The sequence below is a fragment of the Candidatus Marifrigoribacter sp. Uisw_064 genome (assembly GCF_047730175.1).
GTDB lineage: Bacteria > Bacteroidota > Bacteroidia > Flavobacteriales > Flavobacteriaceae > Marifrigoribacter.
The window spans coordinates 69,788-91,225 of the sequence record NZ_CP159833.1 but is presented as its reverse complement, the minus strand read 5'-3'; the positions used below and the strand labels follow the sequence as shown (position 1 = coordinate 91,225).

Sequence of the window (21,438 nt, the reverse complement as noted above, 5' to 3'; positions counted from 1 at the left end):
AAATTTAAATGTTTTCTTCTAATAATTTACATATACATAGCCAGTAAATGGTTCGGGGTAGCGAGAATCATTTAGTATAAGCACATAATAATAAGTTCCAACCGGTACTATATTTCCTTGAAATAGTAGACCTCTATTCGAAATACTATCCCATAAGCCTTCATCATTTCCTCCTTGGTAAATTATATTTCCATGGCGACTATAAATACTTAATTCAAAATTTATATATACATTTATTAAATTTTCAATAATAAATAAATCATTAAGTCCGTCAGCATTTGGAGAGGTTGCATCGTAAATTATAGGATCACAATACTCTGTTTCTATAGAGAAGTTAGAGGTTATAAAGCATATTTCGTTTTCTAATCGTATATAAATGATTTGAGGATTACTATTGTTTTGAAACTGAGTAGGATCTTCAATTGCATTAGTATTGATAATTGCATCTTTTTCCGTTTCATAATAGGTAATGATATCATCTTCATTTAAAGAAATTAAATCATTTTGTTCTGTTAAATTGAATGTTGCAACATCAAACCCTTCATTACAAAGTAATAGATCTGGTAATTCATTTATAGGAGGTATGCTACCAAATGTTACGGTACTATTAAAATCATTATTAAAGTCGTTTAGTTCAAGTATTGCACCAACTCCTGTACCATTATCGTCTACTCTAACTAATAAATTAAAGACATCGGAAGTTCCATTTTGCAAGAAAATATCGATGGTATTGTTTTCGCTACCACCCGTAGGAATATCATTTATAGTTTCAGATTGTGTTATTAAAACGCCATTGATATAAAATGAAATATTTGTTTCAGCAGGTAATAAAACCGTGCCTAATGTATTATAAACGGTATAATCAACAATTAAATCTCTTAACCTACATGCATTCAGGTTATTGTTTATTTCAATGGTTGCATCAGGTAAAAAACATATGATTAGTTCTATTTGAAAAGAATCAATTACAAAACAATTTTCATTTGAAACACGGATATATATAGTTTCTAGATTGCTTGTGTTTTGATACTCACCTATGTTAGTAATTGGATTGATATTATTTTCAGCGTCCGTTTCAGAAACATGATAACTTATAGTATATAATTGATCGATGAGTGTAGTTGCTTCATTTAAATTGAACAATTCAACTCCAAATACATCACATTTTTCCAAATCAAATAATTCAGGAATTATGGGTGAATCAATAATTGCATGTTCAATACTAAATTGGTTATTATCTTCATTTAATTCATTTACGATACCAATACCATTTCCTTGGTCATCTACTGAAGCTATTAAAATTAGTGGAGTAGGGATTCCTTGCGGAATGGAAAGAAGAATTGTTCCACTTTCAGATTCACCGATTTGTAAGTCTACGGTAGTTTGAGATTGACCAATCAGCGTATTATTAGCATAAAATGCGATAGGGGTATTCACTGGTAAAAAAGAGGTGCTATTTAAATTATACACCGTGTAATCTACCTCAATTTCTCTATCTCCACATTCAGATCCTCCATCTATAGTATCTATTTCAATTGTTGCGTCTGGTAATTCATTATTTAAAACTGTAATTATATTGTTGATCATTACAAAATCTTGTAAGGATGTTAAGGTAACTGTTGCAGAGGTATCTCCTTGGTTAATGTTATTTTCAATACTGTAAAAATCGATATCCATATTATACATGGTATTAGAACCAGTATAACTATTTGAACTGTTAAAAGCATTGTCTTCTGGGTTTAAAGGAGGGTTGCTAATTAAATTTCCATTTATTTGAAGTGTTTCTCCATTAGATAGAGACTGATCACCTTCCCAAGCAACGAATCCAATTTTGGCACCAATATTATCGAGTACAAATAAATTTTCGAGTGTAATTGTTATGGTATTATTAAAAGCAGAAACACTTTCTAAACCATCAAATACATTTACTTGATTTAAAGGAAGTGAATTATCTTCATAAATAACGGTGACTGCCCAACCTCCAAAATTAGTTGTATTGGAACAATATGGAGTAACATCAATGTCTAGGCCTGAAAAAGTATAAGTGCCATTTCCATTGGTTGTTAGATAATCTGTTATATCTACAAATGCAGCAAAAAAGAGAAGGTTACCGTTTAATAAATAATTGAATTCTCTTTCAGCTTGAAATAATGTTCCATTTAAAGAAACTTCTGTGTCATTAATAGAACTGCTTCCAGCCCAATATAAATAGGCAGCTACGATAGATTGGTCTGTGTTTAATTGAAAATCTGCACTGCTTTCAGGTAATATCTCACAGATATTTTCACCTCCTGTATTTTCTATTATGTTGAGGGTGTTTCCAAATGCTTTATAATCGTATTTTCCATTAAATTGTTGATATAATGAAACATCTTGAGCATAAATTAAAAAAGGGAATAAAATAAAAAGTAATAAACTTTTCTTTTTAATGAGGTTCATGCCAATTTTTAAGCTCAATATACGTAATATTTAGCTTTAAATTAAAATATGAAGATGAGCCATTTATAAATCTCTTTTCTTTAAAATCCGATACGACCCATATATAAATATTGCAGACCATGCCATAACGATGAAGATACTTAAAATAGGAACTTCATAATTTGAATTAATATCTTCTCCTAATTGAGTTGCAACAGATTGTACAGCTCCTAACCTCGTAAAAGGTTCTTCTATTAAATCTGACATAGCATTTAAAGGGAGAAAGTTATAAACAGACTCAAATAAATCGGTACCTGTTTTTACTTTTATGTACTGAAATAAAATAGCGATGAGTCCTTCAATAACTTGCCAAAGTCCTAAAAATCCTAAGGCAAAAGCAGATTTTTTGACTAAAAAAGCTAAGAACATACAAAAACTGAAAAAACTAAATAGTTTTAAAAAGTATGCAAATAAATATTCTAAGTCACTAAAAATGATAGAGAATTCATTATAATCTGAAAAAATTAAACCTAGAGTTAAAGATATAATAAATAGAAAAATAGTTGAAACAAAAGAAAATAATAGTACGGTAAGTACTTTAGAAGTTAGAAATTCTCTTTTACTTAAACCATCTATTAAGTTTTGTTTTAAGGTTCTGTTACTGTATTCATTGGCGACAATGGATACAATTACAATGGCAAAGAAAATCTTTAACCAAGCAGTCATCCACGAATTGAAATGCCATACATAAGGAAAGTTAAATATTCCTTGGTCCGCTACTCTAAAGTTAACACCTCCAAAATTAAATTCGATGGAGACAATAAAAGCGGTAAAGCATATTAATGAAAAATATACAATCGAAATTATTTTTGCCGATTTGTTGTACTTAAGTTTATGTAATTCTATAGTTAATAATCGAAGCATGGATGTTAGTTTTGGTTTTTAGTAATTTCAAGGAATTGTTCTTCTAAACTTTCTTTTCGATGTACTAAATAAGAAAGAAAGATGCCTTTTTCTAGAAGTTGTTTATTGAGTTCAGCGCCTTCTAGGGGTTCTTTTAAATAAGCAATAAGTAAATCATTTTCTCTTTTAAAATTACCAAAATTTTCATGATTCGATAGAAATTTTTCTAAAACATCCATGTCTTTACATTGCAAAGTGAAAAATCCATGGCTCGCATTCATATTTTCAACACTACCCGAATAAAGACTTTTTCCTTTTCTTAAAATAACGACATGAGAGCATACTTTTTCAACTTCATCAAGTAAATGTGATGCAAGTAATATAGTAGTTCCTTGAGAAGCAATTTTCTTAATAATACCTCTGATTTGATGAATTCCTTGTGGATCTAAACCGTTGGTTGGTTCATCTAATATTAATATTTCTGGATCATTTAGTAGGGCAGATGCAATAGCAAGTCGTTGTTTCATTCCTAATGAAAACGTACTGAATTTACTATGTTTTCTATCTAACAAACCAACCAAATCTAATTTCTCATCTATTTTTGAAGTAGAAACATCTTTAATCTTACAGACTAGGCTTAAATTTTGAGCCGCAGTCATATATGGATAGAAGTTAGGTCGTTCGATAATAGCGCCAACTTTCTTTAAAGCTTGATGGGTAGTTCCGTTTCCATCGAACCAATGAAACTCACCTTTTGTTTTATTGACTACATTTAAAACGATTCCAAGTGTTGTGGATTTCCCACTTCCATTAGGGCCTAAAATGCCGTATACATTTCCTTTTTCAATGGTTACCGATAAATTATCTACCGCAGTTAATGTGCCGAATTTCTTCGTAAGATTTGATAATGTTAGAATATGACTCACAGGTGGTTTGTTTAGTATTATATTTTAAGTACGACGATGCAAATGAAATTTTGTTACACAAATTCATTTATTAAAAGGTTAAAAAAAAGAACAGGAATTATAAATCTAGCTTTTTCTTTCTTAATTCGAAGTTTTTACCAAGATACACTTTTCGAACCATTTCGTCTTCAGCTAATTCTTCAGGAACACCATGTTTTAAAATGCTTCCTTCAAACATAAGGTAGGTTCTATCTGTAATTGCTAATGTTTCTTGAACATTATGATCGGTAATAAGAATACCAATATTTTTGTCTTTTAATCGTGCTACAATACCTTGAATGTCTTCTACGGCTACTGGATCTACCCCTGCGAAAGGTTCATCAAGTAAAATAAAGTTAGGATCCGTAGCTAAGGCACGAGCAATCTCAGTTCGTCTTCTTTCACCACCACTTAAAAGATCTCCGCGACTTTTTCGTATATGACCTAATCCAAACTCTTCAATTAAAGATTCCATTTTATGGAGTTGTTCTTTTTTGGATAACTTTGTTAACTGTAATACACTTAATATATTTTCTTCAATACTCAATTTCCTAAAAACGGAAGCTTCTTGCGCTAAATATCCAATTCCATTTTGAGCTCTTTTGTACATTGGATATTTAGTAATCTCCTTATTATCTAGGAATATTTGTCCACCGTTGGGTTTAATTAATCCTACTATCATATAAAAAGATGTTGTTTTTCCAGCGCCATTAGGCCCGAGTAAACCAACGATTTCTCCTTGATTAACTTCAATAGAAATGCCTTTTACAACTTTTCTTCCTTTATAAGATTTTACTAAATTTTCAGCTTTTAATTTCATGTGATATCGTCTAAAGCAACGGAGATAAAAGTAATATATTTCTTTCCGAAGAAAAAATTATGAGAACCTTATCGTTAATTACCTTTTGTCTTTTGTTTTTTTAACCTTTTATTTTGTTTCCGAATAACTGATTTTGAAATATAAATACTGATTTCGTATAATATGATTACAGGTATTGTAACAATTACTTGACTTGCTATATCTGGTGGTGTTATAATTGCAGAAAGAATTAAAACAATAACCAATGCAAATTTTCTATATTTTCTTAATATTTGAGGCGTTACAACCCCAATTTTTGTTAAGATGTAGATTAAAATTGGTAGCTCAAAAATAAGTCCGCTGGCTAAAGCTGATGCTCTAACTAAGCCAATATAGCTACTTAAATCGAAATCATTAAATACTTGATCACTTACTTGATAGGTTCCTAAAAAATTAATGGATAAAGGAGTAACCACATAATAACCGAACAATACACCAATAAAGAAGAGTATAGAAGCAATAAAAATAAACCCTTTAGAGCTTTTACGTTCGATTGTTTTTAAACCAGGACTTATAAATCGCCATAATTCGAACAATATATAAGGAAATGCAACAATAAATCCAGCTGTTATAGAGGTCCATAAATGTGCAGAGAATTGCCCTGCCATTGTTCTACTTTGAATCCTGAAGGGAAGTTCCGTAAAACAGAAACTTTCTTTAAACCCTATTGAATTTGCAACTTTACATAGTAATTTATAAGTAGGAAAATCAGCTTTTTTTGGTCCAAAAAGTACCACGTCAAAAATAAAATCTTTTGCAAGAAAGGCAGCTGAAGCTAAAATGACTATAGCTAAAGTTGATCGAATTAAATGCCAACGTAATTCCTCTAAATGATCAAGAAATGACATTTCTTTTCCTGTGCCTATTTTTTTTTGGCTTTCCACTGTTATATGATACCTTCTTTAGTAAGGTTATGGATATGTACCATACCACAATAACGATTATTATCTTCAGCTAGTAATTGTGTAATACCATACTTATCCATTAACTCAATGGCTTCAACCGCCATAGCATCATTAGAAATACATTTTGGATTTTTAGTCATAATATCCTTAGCAGTTAGTCCTTTAAAACTATCTGCTTTCGTAAGCATTCTACGTAAATCGCCATCAGTAATAATCCCGACAATTTTATTATCCTCTACTACGGCTGTAACTCCTAACATTTTTTCAGTAATCTCAATGATTACATCTCTAACATCTGTATCAGGATGTACTTTCGGTTTTTCATTTATTGAAGTTAAATCACTTACACGTAGGTATAGTTTTTTGCCTAATGATCCACCTGGATGGACTCTAGCAAAATCTTTACTTGAAAAACCATGCAAATCTAAAAGACACATTGCAAGTGCATCTCCAACCACCAGTTGAGCTGTAGTACTAGTTGTAGGAGCTAAATTATTTGGACAAGCTTCTTTTTCTACATAAGCATGTAATACAAAGTCGGCTTGACTTGTTAATGCAGAAGATCCATTAGATGTTATTGCTATTAATTTGTTTCCTCTCGCTTTAATTAAAGGTACTAATACTTTTATTTCTGGAGTATTTCCACTTTTTGAAATACATATAACGGTGTCATTATCTTGAATGGTACCCAAATCTCCATGAATAGCATCTGCAGCATGCATAAAAATTGCAGGGGTCCCAGTAGAGTTTAAAGTGGCAACTATCTTTGTAGCAATAATAGCACTTTTCCCAATACCAGTAATGATTACTCTTCCATTAGAATTATATATATATTCTACTGCAGCAGCAAATTCTTCATCTACTAAATTAGCTAAATTAGCTATTGCTTTACTTTCAGTTTCAATGGTTTTTTTTGCTACTGAAATGATCTGAGCTTGTTTGTTCAAAACTTTTATAATTTAAATTGTTTGTACTTTTTAAGAAAGTAGTATCTTAGATTGCAAAGGAAACCTAAATTAGCACTTATCTTATTATTAATAAGATACATTTTGTTATAAAGGTTGCGAAATTACGATTGTTCCCGTGTATATACAATTTTAATTTCCCGAAACTTACTAATTTTATTTTTTGAAAATTGATAGAAATCGATATTTACGAAGCGCTGAAAAAATATTTTGGCTTTACTTCCTTTAAAGGATTACAAGAAAAAGTAATAAAGAGTGTTCTTAATAAGGAAAATGCATTTGTAATAATGCCGACTGGTGGTGGAAAATCATTATGTTATCAACTACCAGCATTAATGGAAGAAGGAACAGCGATTGTGGTTTCTCCCTTAATAGCATTAATGAAAAATCAAGTAGATGCAATACAAGCACTATCATCTGTGTCTGGTGTAGCTCATGTACTTAATTCTTCTTTAAACAAAACTCAAGTAAAGCAAGTAAAAAGCGACATTGTAGATGGAGTTACAAAACTATTATATGTAGCTCCTGAGTCATTAACTAAGGATGAGAACGTAGCCTTTCTTCAATCAGTTAAAATTTCATTTGTTGCTATTGATGAAGCCCATTGTATTAGTGAATGGGGGCATGACTTTAGGCCAGAATACCGTAATCTTAAAAAAATAATTGAGCGTATTGGAGATAATATTCCAATTATTGGACTAACAGCAACTGCTACCCCTAAAGTTCAAGAAGATATTTTAAAAAATCTTGGGATACAAAGTGCTAATACTTTTAAAGCGTCCTTTAATAGACCAAACCTTTATTACGAAGTACTTCCTAAAACTAAGAATGTAGATTCAGATGTTATTCGTTTTATTAAACAACATGATGGAAAAAGCGGAATTGTATATTGTTTAAGCAGAAAACGAGTTGAAGAATTAGCTCAGGCACTACAAGTTAATGGAATTAAAGCAGTGCCTTATCATGCGGGACTAGACTCAAAAACAAGAGTAAGACATCAAGATATGTTCTTGATGGAAGATGCAGATGTGGTAGTAGCCACCATTGCATTTGGGATGGGAATTGATAAACCCGATGTTCGTTTTGTGATTCATAATGATATCCCTAAAAGTATTGAAAGTTATTATCAAGAAACGGGAAGAGCAGGTAGAGATGGTGGTGAAGGTCATTGTTTAGCTTTTTATTCATATAAAGATATCGAAAAGCTTGAAAAATTTATGAGTGGTAAACCTGTAGCAGAACAAGAAATTGGACACGCATTGTTACAAGAAGTTGTCGCTTTCGCAGAAACTTCTATTTCTCGAAGAAAATTTATCCTACATTATTTTGGTGAAGAATTTGATAATGAAACAGGGGATGGTGGTGAGATGGATGATAACATGCGAAACCCTAAGAAAAAAAATGAAGCGAAAGATGATGCAATAAAAGTACTTACAGTTGTAAACCGCACGAATCAATTATATAAAGCAAAAGAAATTGTAAATGTTTTAATAGGGAATATAAACGCCTTAATTAAATCACATCGTACCGACACGCAAGATTTTTTCGGAATAGGCTCACACCAAAAAGATAGCTATTGGATGGCATTAATTCGACAGTTATTGGTTGCTAAACATTTACGAAAAGATATAGAAACCTATGGTGTTATGAAATTAACTCCAAAAGGAAAAAAATATTTAGCTGCTCCTACTTCCTTTATGATGACTGAAGACCATTCTTTTAAGGAAGCAAATGATGATACTATTATTGTATCAGAAAAAGGAGGCGCCGCAGCAGATGTACATTTATTCAAAATTTTAAAAATAGAAAGAAAGAAACTTGCTGATAAGTTAAATCTTCCACCTTTTGTTATTTTTCAAGACCCTTCTCTTGAAGACATGTCATTAAAGTATCCAATTACATTAAACGAATTAGCCAATGTACATGGTGTTGGAGAAGGCAAAGCAAAAAAATACGGAGCTTCATTTGTTTCACTCATAAGTAATTATGTAGAAGAAAATGATGTAATGCGCCCAGATGATTTCATTGTAAAATCTACAGGAACTAATAGTGCATTAAAATTGTATATTATTCAGAATGTAGACAGAAAATTGCCTTTAACGGATATTTCTGAAGCTAAGAAAATGGACATGAACGATTTCATAAAAGAAATGGAAGTGATTGTTTATAGCGGAACCAGATTAAATATAGATTATTGGATTGATGAAATATTAGACGATGAACAACAAGAGGAGTTACATGAATACTTTATGGAAACTGAAACCGATGATATTGAAGCTGCCATGGTTGAATTTGATGGTGATTACGAAGATGAAGAATTACGTCTATATCGAATTAAATTTATTAGTGAAGTAGGTAATTAATCTATACTACTATTTTACCTATAAAAAATAGAATGCCTTCATAAAATTTATGAATTAATAAATGAATATGTACCTTTGCATTTCATTTAAAAAAAAGGTAAAATGCAAGAAGGTATTTATGCAAAAATCTCAACTGAAAAGGGAGAAATTTTAATTAACTTAACGTATAAACAAACTCCAGGTACGGTTGGAAACTTTGTAGCTTTAGCAGAAGGAAATCTTGAAAACGAAGCAGTTCCACAAGGAAAACCATATTATAACGGATTAAAATTTCATAGAGTTATTCCAGATTTTATGGTACAAGGAGGAGATCCAGCTGGTACAGGTGCTGGAGGTCCAGGATATCAATTTGATGATGAGTTTCACCCAGATTTAAAACATACAGGCCCAGGAGTATTGTCTATGGCTAATGCTGGTCCCGGAACCAATGGAAGTCAGTTTTTTATTACACATATTGAAACTTCTTGGCTAGATAATAAACATACCGTTTTTGGTAACGTAATAGAAGGAATGGATGTTGTAAATAGTATTGCTCAAGGCGATACTATGAAAGAAGTATCTATTATAAGAGTAGGAGAAGATGCTGAAAAATGGAATGCGGTTGAAATTTTTAGAAGTTTTACTGGAGCAAAATTAGAAAGAGAAGCTACAGCTAAAAAAGCGCAAAATGAATTACTAGGAGAACTTGCTGAAGGGTTTGAACAAACTGAAAGCGGACTTAGATATAAAATCATTCAAAAGGGAGACGGTTCAAAGCCTGAAAAAGGACAAACTGTTGGAGTTCATTATAAAGGGATGCTTTCAGATGGAAGCGAATTCGATAATTCATACAAAAGAGGAAATCCAATCGAATTTCCAGTAGGAGATGGTAATGTTATTGCAGGATGGGATGAAGGTATTTTACTTTTAAACAAAGGAGATAAAGCTCGTTTTGTAATTCCTTCCCCTTTAGGGTATGGTGAAAGTGGAGCTGGTGGTGTGATTCCACCAAATGCAACATTAATATTTGATGTTGAATTAGTAGATATAAAATAGAATCAATATAACTTATTTAAAAAGCCTTTTACATTTTATTGTAAAAGGCTTTTTTTATTAGGTAAATATTAAACTGCTAAAAATTCAATCGCTGCTTTGATCGTTTTTCAATCATCAATTAATTAGAAATCATTGGCAACCTTATTTGTGAGGTATATTTTGAAGAATGATGTACTTTATTGTGAGCAGTTACACTTTCTTTTTCATCATAATTATTTCCTCCAGTATTCAAATTACGAGCAAAACGAGGGAAATTACTACTTGATATTTCTACACGTATGCGATGTCCTTTTTTAAAGTAATTACTTGTAGACATAGGTGTTAAATCTACTTTATAGACTTTACCTTTCTCCATAAACAACTCCTTATCATACCCATCACGATATCTAACACGCTGTATGGTTTCATCCAAGTTATATGCTTTCCCATCGGGATACACATCGATAAGTTTTATAGTGAAATCGGTGTCTTTTGCATCTGAAGATACATATAGTGTAGATTCAATAAAACCAGAAATTTCCACACCTTCTTTTAAAACATCTGTGGTGTACACCAAAATATCATTTCTGGTTTCCATTTGTTGTTGATCGAAAGCACCTCCTTTAATTGCATCTCCTGTACAACATACATTACCTCCATAGGAAGGTACTGGTTTCATTGGGTCATAAGTAAAGCTATCTGGAGTATCAGAACCTGCTTTTGATGTTGTTAATATTCCATCTCCAAAAAAGCTATTGGCTGCACCATTACTGTTTAAATAATAGGTTGTTAATTTAGCTTTTTCTGGAGGCCAAGTTTCAGATGCTTGCCACTTGTTACTTCCCATAGTATAATATTGCACTCTAGGTGTGTTCTCTTTAAAGTTGTTTTGTTCTCCTTTCAGCCACAAATCAAACCAAGCATAAATTTGCTCATCATAGTTAAGTCTCGCGTCGCCAACACTACGTTCACCAACAATAGTATTTTCGGTAGCTCGAGTATAACGACAATGTAAAGTTGGTGCAATTACCAAGTATTGATTATCTCTAATGCCTGCATCTTTAGAATTATTTCTAACATGATTAAATAAAGCTAGATTTGGAGTTATAGAAACATCGTACCAGGAAGCAAACCAAAAACTTGGGACACCAATTTCCATATTATCATGATAAATACCACCTTTAAACCAAGCTTCATCATTTGGTTTACGGCGTATCATTTTATCAAAAATCTCATGTTTACCATTTATATTTTTTAAAATATCCTGAATTGGTAAATGATTCAAAGCTTCAGTCATATCTATTTTCGGATTTTCAGGTGCTAAATCGTAAAATCTAGAAATTCTAATTAAATCTTCTTGTGTAGCTCCAGCTGGAATTCGTGGTTTAAATTTATCATGCTCTACACTATATAGCCAAGAAAAGAATAACATTTGTTCTACTCCGCCACGATACCAATTTCCTTGTTCATTGATTTCTCCAATCCTACCAACTCCTGCACCATAACCTTGAGGTACCATTGCTGCATGAGAAGGATGATCTAATGCCGCAACTGCCATTTGCCATTCGGCAGTAGAAGAACAACCCAAAGTTCCAATTTTACCATTAGACCAAGATTGATCTTTCATCCAGGTAAATGCATCATAGCCATCGGTTAATGGAACTCCTAAAATATCCCATTCTCCTTCTGAAAAATAGCGACCACGTTCATTTTGTACCACATAAGCATAGCCTCTTTTAACTGCCTCTAAGGCTCTTTTTGCGGTTCTTGTTTTTTGTTCTCCGTCTCCCCAAGAATTAAAATTATAAGGGGTACGTGAAAAAATAATAGGCACTTTTTCATTAGTTTTTGGACGATATATATCTGTTGCTAAACGAATACCATCCCGCATTGGCATCATTATTTTTTGATCTATAATAGCAATTTCTTCAAGTTCTTGAAGGATTTTGTTTTGTTGAGCCTGAAGATTAAAACTACTTACAAATAAATAGGCAAGTACAAACGAAATTAAAATAGTGCGTTTTTTCATTTATTAGAATTGTTGGTTAATGGTAATGAAGCATAACGGTTTTGTATAACGAAAGTGGCGTTTGGTGGCCTGTGATTTACAAGAGTAAATTTGCGCAGCAAATGTTGGCAGCGCAGCGTGCGAATCAGGTGAGCGTTGGAAAGCCGCGATACGTTATATTCCGATTATAAATTTAGTTAATTATTTGTACAAAAGTTTAAAACAACTAACATTTTAGCCATTTGCGATATACGTTGCTACCTATAGTATTATTTTTAATTAACGAATAAACAAATCAAAAATTGAATCAGCAATATAATGTCAAAATGGTTTCTTACGTTTTTCAAAATTCGGATCTGTGAACCAAAACCCACAAACATTACAAATTACTTGACTTTTATAAGTAGCTTTTCCTCCTAATCCATTTATAGTTGCAATTTCATTAGAATAACCAATTTGGTCAACAGTATTTGTCCATTAAACTTTTTCACTTCTGATTTTGTCAGATGAACATCTTGGACATCGAATTTCACTGTTTTTAGATTCTCTTTTTGGATTTGCAGAGATGAGCTTTTCAATTTTATTTTCTGTAAGCCCTTTTTCAAGAATAAAATTATTAATTTCCAATTGAGTGTCTTCCATATATGTGGAAAGCTTGAACTTAACAAAAAAGGCTAATTAATAATCATTTAATTCAGCTAAAAAATCTCTTGTCTTACTCAAATCTTATATTATAGGTAACGTGTTATATACTAAATTTTATTACTCATATCCCGGAAATAAATCGGGTAATAGTATCTTTATTGTAACTGTTAGCCTCTATTAAGTATGGATTAGTTTACCTTATTTAATATCATAAATGAATTTTTTTGTCCACTTATAGTCATCTGCAATTCCAAAGAACCATTTCTTGAGAAATACTCTATCTTTCCGATAGGGGCTTGGTTTTTATTTTTTTCATAAAGATTAATCACTTTTGTTTCTTTCAAAACTTCATAAGTTAAAATTACTTCCTCCGTTGGAGAGTTTTTTAATATAAATTCATTATTAACTTTAAAAAAATATTTTTTACTAGAAAGAGATGCTTTCATCCCTGACTTAAACATACTTTTATCTTTTTCTTCTACTTTAGCATTAGGATTAAAAGTAATGGAATCATTTTGTGAATGATAAAAAAACGAATCATTTTTTATTGCAATAGCTTTCCATTCTCCAATTAAAGCAGTTTCTATTTGAGCAAAACTTTGAGCAGTAATCAATAGAATTAATATAGTAAATATTTTTTTCATAGGGTTCATTTTTAAATTCACCTAAAGCTTCTGTACAAAGTAATAGGCGGCTATTGTTCTTATTAGATTTAAATATAGTTATTTATTTATTCTGAATTATTTCCCAATACAGAATTTACCAAAAATGGTACCTAAAATATCTGCATCTACACTTACTTCACCTGTAATTCTGCCAATGGCTTCTAATGTGGCCCTTAAATCGATAGAGACTAAATCACCACTCAAGCCCAAACTAAACCCTTGTTTAACTTCTCTAATATGTGACAATGCATCCTGTAAGGCTTGTAAATGCCTAGTGTTTGTAATAATTGTCTGATTAGAATTTAAGCTGCTAATATCGATCGTAGACACTAATTTATCTTTTAATTGCGATAGATGATCTTTTGTTTTTGCTGAAATAAATATGAATTTTATTTCTGAATCTTTAAAGGTTTTAAGTATTTCTTCTGAAACAATATCACTTTTATTAGCCACCACAACTCTAGGAATGTTTTGTGGCAATTCAGATAAATCCTGAATAACATCTTCTACTGAAAGTTCGGCAATATCGAACAAATAAATATACACTGCCGATTTGTTGACATTTTCTAAAGCACGTTCAACTCCTATCTTTTCAATTTCATCATTGGTCTTACGTAGCCCCGCAGTATCGATAAATCGAAACGAAATCCCTTCAATATTTAATATCTCTTCAATCGTATCACGCGTGGTCCCTGCAATACTAGATACAATAGCTCTTTCTTCGTTTAATAATGCATTTAATAAGGTGGATTTTCCAGCGTTAGGCCGTCCAACAATTGTAGTGTTAATTCCATTCTTAATCGCATTTCCTAATTTAAATGATGCCGCTAATGTGCTTAAATAGATTTCTATTTCTGAAATTAAATTGTTTAATTCATCACGGTTGGCAAACTCTACATCTTCTTCAGTAAAATCTAATTCTAATTCGATTAAAGCAGTAAAATTAATGAGTTTATCGCGAAGCACTTTTAAATCTTCTGAAAAACCGCCTTTCATTTGCTGTATAGCAATTTGATGTTCTGCTTTACTTTCCGAAGCAATTAAATCGGCTACAGCTTCCGCCTGACTTAAATCCATCTTTCCATTTAAAAAAGCACGTTGTGTAAATTCACCAGGGCTTGCCATACGACATCCCGAGTCAATGGAGTATTGAATGATTTCTTGTTTTATAAAATCACTTCCGTGGCAAGAAAACTCCACCACATCTTCACCGGTATACGAATGAGGATTTTTAAAAATGGTAGCTAATACTTCATCTAAAATTCGATCACCTAAAATAATATGACCTAAATGGACTGTATGTGTTTTTTGCTCCTGTAATTTCTTTCCAGAAATAGAAACAAACATGTTGGAAGCGATTGAAATAGCCTCAGGTCCAGAAAGACGAATAATGCCGATAGCTCCTGCACCAGAAGGTGTTGCTAAAGCGACGATGGTATCTAAATAATTCATTGTGGCAAAAATACTAAATTCAGTCGAGGGAACATTCTTTGTAACATTTTATTACAGATCTATACTAATAGTGTGTAACTTAAAAACAATCAATCATAAAATGGAAACAATACATCACAGGGTGTTAAGAAAAGACAAACAATTATTAGTAATTACGCATTTAAGTCAGTTATTGACTTATATAACAGGCTTTGGAGGTTTAATCGTTCCTTTAATTCTTTGGTTAACATCAAAGGATAAAGTTTTAGGAATGGACGATCATGGAAAGCAAATTATGAACTTTCAGTTAAGCTTATTATTGTATGCTTTAATAAGTATCCCAGCAATTTTATTGTTAGGGTTAGGAATATTAACTTTAGTACTTACTGGAATCTTAGGTTTTGTAATGCCAATTGTAAATGCTGTAAGAGCAAGTAACAATGAAGATCCAAGTGAGTTTTTAACGATACAATTTATTAAATAAAAAACTTGAATATATATATTGAAAGCCGCCTTCATCAAGCGGCTTTTTTTATGTTAGTTCGAGCGCAGTCGAGAACAGAATAAAAAATGACAAAGTATTTGTTAAACAGAAATGTTTATAATGAAGTTGATTTTATGTCATTTCGAAAGCAGTCGAGAGCTAAAAATTATTTTTCAACCTAGGACTAGACCCTATTTCAACCCTTGATTTCACTTATTTTTTAAAGTAATTGTAGATGTTTGCCTTTCTATTAACTAATATTAAAAAAAATACATTATGAATCAATTAAAAGGACAAACAAAAAAAACAAGGACTAAACTAATCCCTTTATTCCTAATCGTTTTCTTATTTCAAGGACTTGTATTACAAGCACAAGATAAAGCAACCACAGCGGGAGTATTCGATTTTGAAACTGAAGTCATTGACTATGGCTCGATCGATTACGAATCTGATGGTACGAGAACTTTTACGTTTACTAACCGAGGAAGATCACCTATTATTATCGCAGATATTAAATCGAGTTGTGGCTGTACGGTACCAAACTATTCGAAAAAACCTGTCATGCCAGGAGAAACGTCTACGATAGAAGTAAAATATGCTACAAAAAGAGTTGGGGCATTTTCAAAAACAATCACCATAAATTCTAATGCTTTCGAAAGCCGAAAAGCATTAAAAATAAAAGGAACTGTAACGAAGGAAAAAGAATCAGTCCTATTGACTAATAACTAATTTGTGAGAGATTAATTACATTAAAAAAACCGCCGATTGGCGGTTTTTTTATTTTGTATAACAATATAATTTATTAGTTGTTAAGCATCACAGGCATTACCAGCATTGTAATTTGTTCTCCTTCATCTAAACCATCAGCAGGCGTTAAAATTCCCGCTCTATTTGGTAAAGACATTTCAAGAGACACCTCATCACTGCTTAAATTACTCAACATTTCTGTTAAGAAACGGGAGTTAAATCCTATTTGCATATCATCGCCTTGATAATCGCACGTAAGGCGTTCTTCTGCTTTATTGCTATAATCAATATCTTCGGCAGAAACATTTAATTCAGCTCCAGCTATTTTTAATCTAATTTGATGTGTTGTTTTATTTGAGAAAATAGAAACACGACGAACAGAGTTCAAGAATTGATTTCTTTCAATCGTTAATTTATTGGGATTTTCTTTCGGAATTACCGCTTCGTAATTTGGATATTTTCCATCGATTAATCGACAAATCATTTCGGTATCATCAAAAATGAATTTCGCATTTGATTCATTGTATTCAATCGTTACATTTTCTTCACTTCCTGCTAAAATAGATTTTAACAAGTTCAATGGTTTCTTAGGCATAATAAATTCTGCCGTTTGAGAAGCTTGAAGATCTTCACGTGTATATTTTACTAATTTATGAGCATCGGTTGCAACGAAGGTTAAGCTTTCCGTAGAAAACTGAAAAAATACACCGCTCATTACGGGGCGTAAATCATCATTTCCAGCAGCAAAAATAGTTTTACTAATCGCAGTCGCTAATATATCTCCTTGCATTACCGTAGCGCTAGGATCTTTTATTTCGATTGCATTAGGAAACTCTTCTCCATTAGCATATGCTAGTGCATATTTACCATGGTTTGAGCTAATTTCGACCGTATTATTATCTTCAACCGTAAATGTTAATGGTTGTTCAGGAAATGTTTTTAATGTATCTAATAATAACCTTGCAGGAATACAAACGGCTCCTTTTTCATTGCTTTCAACGTCTAACTTTGAAGAAATTGTAGTTTCTAGATCTGATGAAGAAACCGTTAATAAGTTTCCATCTAAATTAAATAGAAAGTTATCTAAAATAGGTAGGGTGTTATTATTATTGATAATACCTCCCAGTACTTGAAGTTGTTTTAATAAATAAGAACTTGATACGATGAATTTCATTGTGAAATTTTATTTTTTAATATCAAAAAAAAATATCTTTTCCTGATGTTTATTTTTAATAAAGTCTGGCTACAAATATATTTAAAAAAGGACGGTTTCGAAAAGAAATTTATTAACAAAACTTAGAATATTTTCTTTTACGGATATAGTTAAATATTAAGCCAAATATTGCTAATAAAAGTAATGGTAACAGGATGTTAACTATTTGCCATTGTGTACGTTTTTTAGTCGTTTTCTGAAGATCAAGAAAAGGAATGGATATTTCCTTAGTTCTAATGTTTATAAGTCCACTATCATCAAGCAGGTAGTTGACCGTATTCAATAAAAAATCTTTATTACCGTAAAATGAATTTGTCCATTTGTCAAAACCTAACTCTAAAGGACGATTTCCTTGAAATTGATTTCTAATAATACTTTCATCGCTAATCACGACCATTTTTGTTTCAACACTAAAACTGAGGTCATTCTTCAGTTTAAAAGGTTTTAATCTATTTGAAAATACGGAAGAAAATTCACCTTCTAATAAGATAGCTAGGGGTAATTCACCTGAGTTAAAATCTGTTGGGGAAGGACCTTCATTTACTATTTTTAAATTTTCAGTTACCTCTTGATTGATATCTATTTCTAAAGGCATTCCCACAGATTTAGTAATAGGGGAACTGCTTAGTAAAATGGTTTTAGATATGCTGTTTGGTAAGGTGTCGATACTACTGGTATAATCAAATTTAACCGCTTCAATATTTGTTACAATTGGATGATTATTATTACTCGCTGAAAGAGGACTATACAACCAAGGATATCTACTGTATTGAGCATCTCTTTCATTACCAGATGCTAACATAATAGGAGCGGAGTACACATCTTTTATTACGTTTGCATTAATTCTTAGACCGTATTTAAAGAAAAAATCGGTCATATTTATATTTCTTGGAAAAGCATAGGTTTTTCCACTCAAACTATCTTGTTTAATATCAATTGAATTTAAGAGCCATAATGAAGCGCCACCTTTCATAACATATTGATCCAGCGCATATTTTTCAGAATCATTAAAAGCTTCTTTTGGATCTGCAACAACGATTAAATCAAAGGTTTTTAATTGTTCCAAAGTTCTTTTTGGAGTTACTGAAATAGAATCCAAGGTAAAAGGAGCAATATAATAGTAGTCTTGTAGCGATTTAAAGAAGTCGGCTACAAATTTATCCTCCATTTCACCATTCCCTTTTATAACAGCTACTTTGCGTTTTTTTGGATTCAATAATTTATTAAATCCATCAGCAAAAGCATATTCTAAATTTTGGATTGAATTTGTTACACGTTCTTCGGAAGTAATTCCTAACTGATTTTTAAGTAAGGGTATTTTAACTGTTTTACTATTGTAATAAGCCAGTGCCCAAGGATATATTTGTTCCGTACTAACTTTACCGTTTTGTTTTACTTCTACCTGTGCAGGGATTAATCCAAACTGTGCAAATTGATCTCGAATAGCATCTGCATCTTCTTCATTTTCTAAAGGATTTATAAACTCATAGCGGATATTAGAATTTGAAGCTGAAAATTCTTCTAATAATTGTTTTGTTTCCATCTGAAGACGTTTAAATTCAGGGGGAAAATTACCTTCTAAAAACACATCCACTAATATAGGAGCATCTGCAGTTTCAATCGTTTTTATGGCTGCTTCAGATAGGGTATATCGATTATCTTGAGTTAAATCGAATCGCTTGTAGATATAACTGCTAACAATGTTTAGGAGAATGATTCCTATGATTAGAAAGAGTAATTTTTTGATATGTTGAAGGTTGTTTTTTAACATAGCTTATTCTTTCCGAAGTTTAAAAACAGTGAATGCTAAAAATAAAATACTAATACTTATAAAGTAAATGATGTCTCGGGTATCAATTACACCACGAGCAATACTATTATAATGTTCTTTCATTCCTAAACTAGCCATTGAAATAGCAGTATCAAATAAAGAAGAAAGGCCTTCAAAACCATAAAAAAGTAAAAAACATAAAAACACAGAAATAATAAAAGCTACAATCTGATTTTTTGAAAGGGTAGAAGCAAAAACACCAATGCTAGTATAGGCAAGTATTAGAAAAAGTAGTCCTAGATAAGAACCAATGGTACTTCCTATATCCCAATTACCTGAAGGGCTTCCAAGATTTGAAATGGTAATAATATATAAAACACTCGGTAATAAAGCCAAAATAATTAAGATAACAGCTCCAAAATATTTTCCTAAAACGATCTGCTGTAAAGAGATTGGTTTTGTTAGTAAAAGTTCTAAGGTGCCCATTTTTTTTTCATCACTAAAGGCACGCATTGTAATGGCAGGGATTAGAAATAAAAGAACCCAAGGAGCCAACTCAAAAAAGGAAGTTAAATCGGCAAATCCATTATCGAATATATTGTAATTGCCACTAAAAACCCATAAAAATAATCCATTGATTACAATAAAAATTGCAATAACCAAATATCCTATGGAAGAGGCAAAAAATGAATTTATTTCACGTTTTAGTATGGCTAACATTTATTATTATTTTTCAGTAAAAAGGGTGTCAACACTCCAGGCTTGAGGTTTAGAACGAAAGAGTTTTTTTGTTGTTGCCCAAACGGTTCTAAATAACTCACTTTCTCTATAGTTTTCTAAATCATTTTCTGTTTCCCATCGGCTATACGTAAAAAAAATAGAAGCGTCATTTTTATCTTTATACAATTCTAAAAACTGACAGCCAGGAAAATTTCTAATCTTAGATTTTACATCTTCAAAATTAATGAGAAATGTGGGCACTGTTTCATTCTCAAATTCCATTTTTACAATTCTTGTAAACATATACGTTCTTTTTAGGGATTGTTAAATAATAACTAATTCATTTTGACTTGTTCTTTTCTCTTTATTCTTTGTTAAAAAATAGAACCGTAGCTATTGCTATGCTTATATTTTTTGCCTCAAATAAAAACAAAATTTCTGTGTCAAATTTAAAAAATTTATTATTTATCAAACCCTTAATTAAATTTTACGGTAATAGTATCTCTATATTCCAATCCGAATAACGTAGAAGCACTCCCTACGGTACTGGGATTACTTTTGTATATAGCTAATTCTAGATATCCTGATGAATTCCAAAGGGCTAATTTTTTTCCATCTTCTTCCCGTTTGTCTTGTGGGATGTCAAAATTAATAGCTTCACTATAATTAGTGTGCACCACATTAAAGTTAGCGGTTCTAGCACTGATTTTAAAAGATCTTCCTTTTCCAATTTTTTCAAATAAATCTCTCGAAATATTACAAACTACATTTCCATAATTATCAATATAAATTACATTTCCAATAATTTGACTGGCATCATTATTAATGACAGGTTTAATCCCTGTAAGTAGGCGCAACCCACCACTATCTGAAGGAGTATCTATAATAGATTTTCCAATAACATCTAGGGTGCCGCCTCTAGCGATATGACAAGCAACTTTTACAAACACATCTAACACAGGAAAGTTGGTTTCAATACGATCATGAATATTAATTTCAACAATTTTTTCAGGTTTTATTGCTGAAGCAAGCATTGAAATGATTCCATTATTGGCACAAATAAAATAATGGCCATCTAATAATACAGCGATATGTTTGTTTTCTGGGTTTAATTCGGAATCAATTCCAATAATATGAATACTGCCTAAAGGAAAACTTTTATATGCATTCTGAATGATATAGGCAGCTTCCGTTAAATGAAAAGGAGAAACAGAATGTGAGATATCAACAATTTTGATATCTTCTAATTCACTATAAATAGCTCCTTTTACCGCGCCAGCAAAGTGATCTTTCTCTCCAAAATCAGTTGTAAGTGTGATAATTGCCTTCGGCATATTGTTGATATTTTAATGAATCGGTTACCACAAAAATACTGTACTTTTG

General features: G+C 31.6%; 19 protein-coding genes. 4 read left to right on the top strand and 15 right to left on the bottom strand.

Features of this window, described 5'->3' with window-relative positions; genetic code table 11:
• Positions 1-18 precede the first annotated feature (18 nt).
• The 6 genes from ABXT64_RS00390 to ABXT64_RS00365 all read right to left on the bottom strand — a co-directional run bounded on the left by ABXT64_RS00390 (position 19) and on the right by ABXT64_RS00365 (position 6,976).
• Positions 19-2,439 (bottom strand): gliding motility-associated C-terminal domain-containing protein, encoded by a 2,421-nt coding sequence (locus ABXT64_RS00390; RefSeq protein WP_443633414.1) that lies wholly within the window; start codon positions 2,437-2,439, stop codon positions 19-21.
• Positions 2,440-2,502: 63 nt separating this feature from the next.
• Positions 2,503-3,342, bottom strand: a complete 840-nt coding sequence (locus ABXT64_RS00385) for an ABC transporter permease (RefSeq protein WP_443633413.1) — start codon at positions 3,340-3,342, stop codon at positions 2,503-2,505.
• 5 nt (positions 3,343-3,347) lie between these two features.
• A complete protein-coding gene (locus ABXT64_RS00380) occupies positions 3,348-4,247 on the bottom strand; it encodes an ABC transporter ATP-binding protein (protein WP_443633412.1) in 900 nt (299 codons plus the stop codon).
• Positions 4,248-4,344: 97 nt separating this feature from the next.
• Positions 4,345-5,085, bottom strand: coding sequence for an LPS export ABC transporter ATP-binding protein (gene lptB / locus ABXT64_RS00375; RefSeq protein ID WP_443633411.1), 741 nt, complete (start codon positions 5,083-5,085; stop codon positions 4,345-4,347).
• A 74-nt stretch (positions 5,086-5,159) separates the two neighbouring features.
• Positions 5,160-5,972 carry a twin-arginine translocase subunit TatC gene (gene tatC / locus ABXT64_RS00370; RefSeq protein ID WP_443634887.1) on the bottom strand — a complete coding sequence of 271 codons (813 nt, stop codon included), beginning with the start codon at positions 5,970-5,972 and terminating at the stop codon, positions 5,160-5,162.
• 38 nt (positions 5,973-6,010) lie between these two features.
• Complete coding sequence (locus ABXT64_RS00365; protein ID WP_443633410.1) at positions 6,011-6,976, bottom strand: KpsF/GutQ family sugar-phosphate isomerase; 966 nt, start codon at positions 6,974-6,976, stop codon at positions 6,011-6,013.
• A gap of 188 nt (positions 6,977-7,164) precedes the next feature.
• Between ABXT64_RS00365 and recQ the strand changes: the two genes are divergently transcribed.
• Together recQ and ABXT64_RS00355 are read left to right on the top strand one after the other, a co-directional pair.
• Complete coding sequence (gene recQ, locus ABXT64_RS00360) at positions 7,165-9,357, top strand: DNA helicase RecQ (RefSeq protein ID WP_443633409.1); 2,193 nt, start codon at positions 7,165-7,167, stop codon at positions 9,355-9,357.
• A 102-nt stretch (positions 9,358-9,459) separates the two neighbouring features.
• Complete coding sequence (locus tag ABXT64_RS00355) at positions 9,460-10,392, top strand: peptidylprolyl isomerase (RefSeq protein ID WP_443633408.1); 933 nt, start codon at positions 9,460-9,462, stop codon at positions 10,390-10,392.
• Between the two features lie 118 nt (positions 10,393-10,510).
• On the opposite strand, the gene ABXT64_RS00350 is transcribed toward ABXT64_RS00355, so the two are convergent.
• The 4 genes from ABXT64_RS00350 to mnmE all read right to left on the bottom strand — a co-directional run bounded on the left by ABXT64_RS00350 (position 10,511) and on the right by mnmE (position 15,141).
• Positions 10,511-12,400, bottom strand: a complete 1,890-nt coding sequence (locus ABXT64_RS00350) for a CocE/NonD family hydrolase (protein WP_443633407.1) — start codon at positions 12,398-12,400, stop codon at positions 10,511-10,513.
• Positions 12,401-12,856: 456 nt separating this feature from the next.
• A complete protein-coding gene (locus ABXT64_RS00345; protein WP_443633406.1) occupies positions 12,857-13,021 on the bottom strand; it encodes a hypothetical protein in 165 nt (54 codons plus the stop codon).
• A gap of 191 nt (positions 13,022-13,212) precedes the next feature.
• A complete protein-coding gene (locus tag ABXT64_RS00340) occupies positions 13,213-13,668 on the bottom strand; it encodes a hypothetical protein (protein ID WP_443633405.1) in 456 nt (151 codons plus the stop codon).
• A gap of 96 nt (positions 13,669-13,764) precedes the next feature.
• The gene (gene mnmE, locus ABXT64_RS00335) at positions 13,765-15,141 is read right to left on the bottom strand and encodes a tRNA uridine-5-carboxymethylaminomethyl(34) synthesis GTPase MnmE (protein ID WP_443633404.1); all 1,377 of its coding nucleotides are present in this window, start codon (positions 15,139-15,141) and stop codon (positions 13,765-13,767) included.
• A 100-nt stretch (positions 15,142-15,241) separates the two neighbouring features.
• On the opposite strand from mnmE, the gene ABXT64_RS00330 reads away from it, so the two are divergent.
• Both ABXT64_RS00330 and ABXT64_RS00325 read left to right on the top strand, forming a co-directional pair.
• Positions 15,242-15,604, top strand: a complete 363-nt coding sequence (locus ABXT64_RS00330) for a DUF4870 domain-containing protein (protein WP_443633403.1) — start codon at positions 15,242-15,244, stop codon at positions 15,602-15,604.
• Between the two features lie 276 nt (positions 15,605-15,880).
• Positions 15,881-16,333, top strand: coding sequence for a DUF1573 domain-containing protein (locus ABXT64_RS00325; protein WP_443633402.1), 453 nt, complete (start codon positions 15,881-15,883; stop codon positions 16,331-16,333).
• Between the two features lie 73 nt (positions 16,334-16,406).
• Here the strand turns inward: ABXT64_RS00325 and dnaN are convergent, their stop codons facing one another.
• From dnaN to ABXT64_RS00300, 5 genes are all read right to left on the bottom strand, one after another.
• Complete coding sequence (gene dnaN, locus ABXT64_RS00320) at positions 16,407-17,525, bottom strand: DNA polymerase III subunit beta (protein WP_443633401.1); 1,119 nt, start codon at positions 17,523-17,525, stop codon at positions 16,407-16,409.
• Positions 17,526-17,637: 112 nt separating this feature from the next.
• The gene (gene gldG / locus ABXT64_RS00315) at positions 17,638-19,335 is read right to left on the bottom strand and encodes a gliding motility-associated ABC transporter substrate-binding protein GldG (RefSeq protein WP_443633400.1); all 1,698 of its coding nucleotides are present in this window, start codon (positions 19,333-19,335) and stop codon (positions 17,638-17,640) included.
• Between the two features lie 3 nt (positions 19,336-19,338).
• The gene (gldF, locus tag ABXT64_RS00310) at positions 19,339-20,055 is read right to left on the bottom strand and encodes a gliding motility-associated ABC transporter permease subunit GldF (protein WP_443633399.1); all 717 of its coding nucleotides are present in this window, start codon (positions 20,053-20,055) and stop codon (positions 19,339-19,341) included.
• A 6-nt stretch (positions 20,056-20,061) separates the two neighbouring features.
• Entirely contained in the window at positions 20,062-20,358 is a 297-nt protein-coding gene (locus tag ABXT64_RS00305; RefSeq protein ID WP_443633398.1) for a putative quinol monooxygenase, read from the bottom strand.
• 173 nt (positions 20,359-20,531) lie between these two features.
• Positions 20,532-21,389 (bottom strand): SAM hydrolase/SAM-dependent halogenase family protein, encoded by an 858-nt coding sequence (locus ABXT64_RS00300; protein ID WP_443633397.1) that lies wholly within the window; start codon positions 21,387-21,389, stop codon positions 20,532-20,534.
• Between the last annotated feature and the right edge of the window lie 49 nt (positions 21,390-21,438).

What these genes read in the sequence shown, in the direction of transcription:
- ABXT64_RS00390 (WP_443633414.1), bottom strand. Translation starts at nt 2,439, where the DNA reads ATGAACCTCATTAAAAAGAAAAGTTTATTACTTTTTATTTTATTCCCT.
- ABXT64_RS00385 (WP_443633413.1), bottom strand. Translation starts at nt 3,342, where the DNA reads ATGCTTCGATTATTAACTATAGAATTACATAAACTTAAGTACAACAAA.
- lptB (WP_443633411.1), bottom strand. Translation starts at nt 5,085, where the DNA reads ATGAAATTAAAAGCTGAAAATTTAGTAAAATCTTATAAAGGAAGAAAA.
- tatC (WP_443634887.1), bottom strand. Translation starts at nt 5,972, where the DNA reads ATGTCATTTCTTGATCATTTAGAGGAATTACGTTGGCATTTAATTCGA.
- ABXT64_RS00355 (WP_443633408.1), top strand. Translation starts at nt 9,460, where the DNA reads ATGCAAGAAGGTATTTATGCAAAAATCTCAACTGAAAAGGGAGAAATT.
- ABXT64_RS00350 (WP_443633407.1), bottom strand. Translation starts at nt 12,400, where the DNA reads ATGAAAAAACGCACTATTTTAATTTCGTTTGTACTTGCCTATTTATTT.
- ABXT64_RS00345 (WP_443633406.1), bottom strand. Translation starts at nt 13,021, where the DNA reads ATGGAAGACACTCAATTGGAAATTAATAATTTTATTCTTGAAAAAGGG.
- ABXT64_RS00340 (WP_443633405.1), bottom strand. Translation starts at nt 13,668, where the DNA reads ATGAAAAAAATATTTACTATATTAATTCTATTGATTACTGCTCAAAGT.
- mnmE (WP_443633404.1), bottom strand. Translation starts at nt 15,141, where the DNA reads ATGAATTATTTAGATACCATCGTCGCTTTAGCAACACCTTCTGGTGCA.
- ABXT64_RS00330 (WP_443633403.1), top strand. Translation starts at nt 15,242, where the DNA reads ATGGAAACAATACATCACAGGGTGTTAAGAAAAGACAAACAATTATTA.
- ABXT64_RS00325 (WP_443633402.1), top strand. Translation starts at nt 15,881, where the DNA reads ATGAATCAATTAAAAGGACAAACAAAAAAAACAAGGACTAAACTAATC.
- dnaN (WP_443633401.1), bottom strand. Translation starts at nt 17,525, where the DNA reads ATGAAATTCATCGTATCAAGTTCTTATTTATTAAAACAACTTCAAGTA.
- gldG (WP_443633400.1), bottom strand. Translation starts at nt 19,335, where the DNA reads ATGTTAAAAAACAACCTTCAACATATCAAAAAATTACTCTTTCTAATC.
- gldF (WP_443633399.1), bottom strand. Translation starts at nt 20,055, where the DNA reads ATGTTAGCCATACTAAAACGTGAAATAAATTCATTTTTTGCCTCTTCC.
- ABXT64_RS00305 (WP_443633398.1), bottom strand. Translation starts at nt 20,358, where the DNA reads ATGTTTACAAGAATTGTAAAAATGGAATTTGAGAATGAAACAGTGCCC.
- ABXT64_RS00300 (WP_443633397.1), bottom strand. Translation starts at nt 21,389, where the DNA reads ATGCCGAAGGCAATTATCACACTTACAACTGATTTTGGAGAGAAAGAT.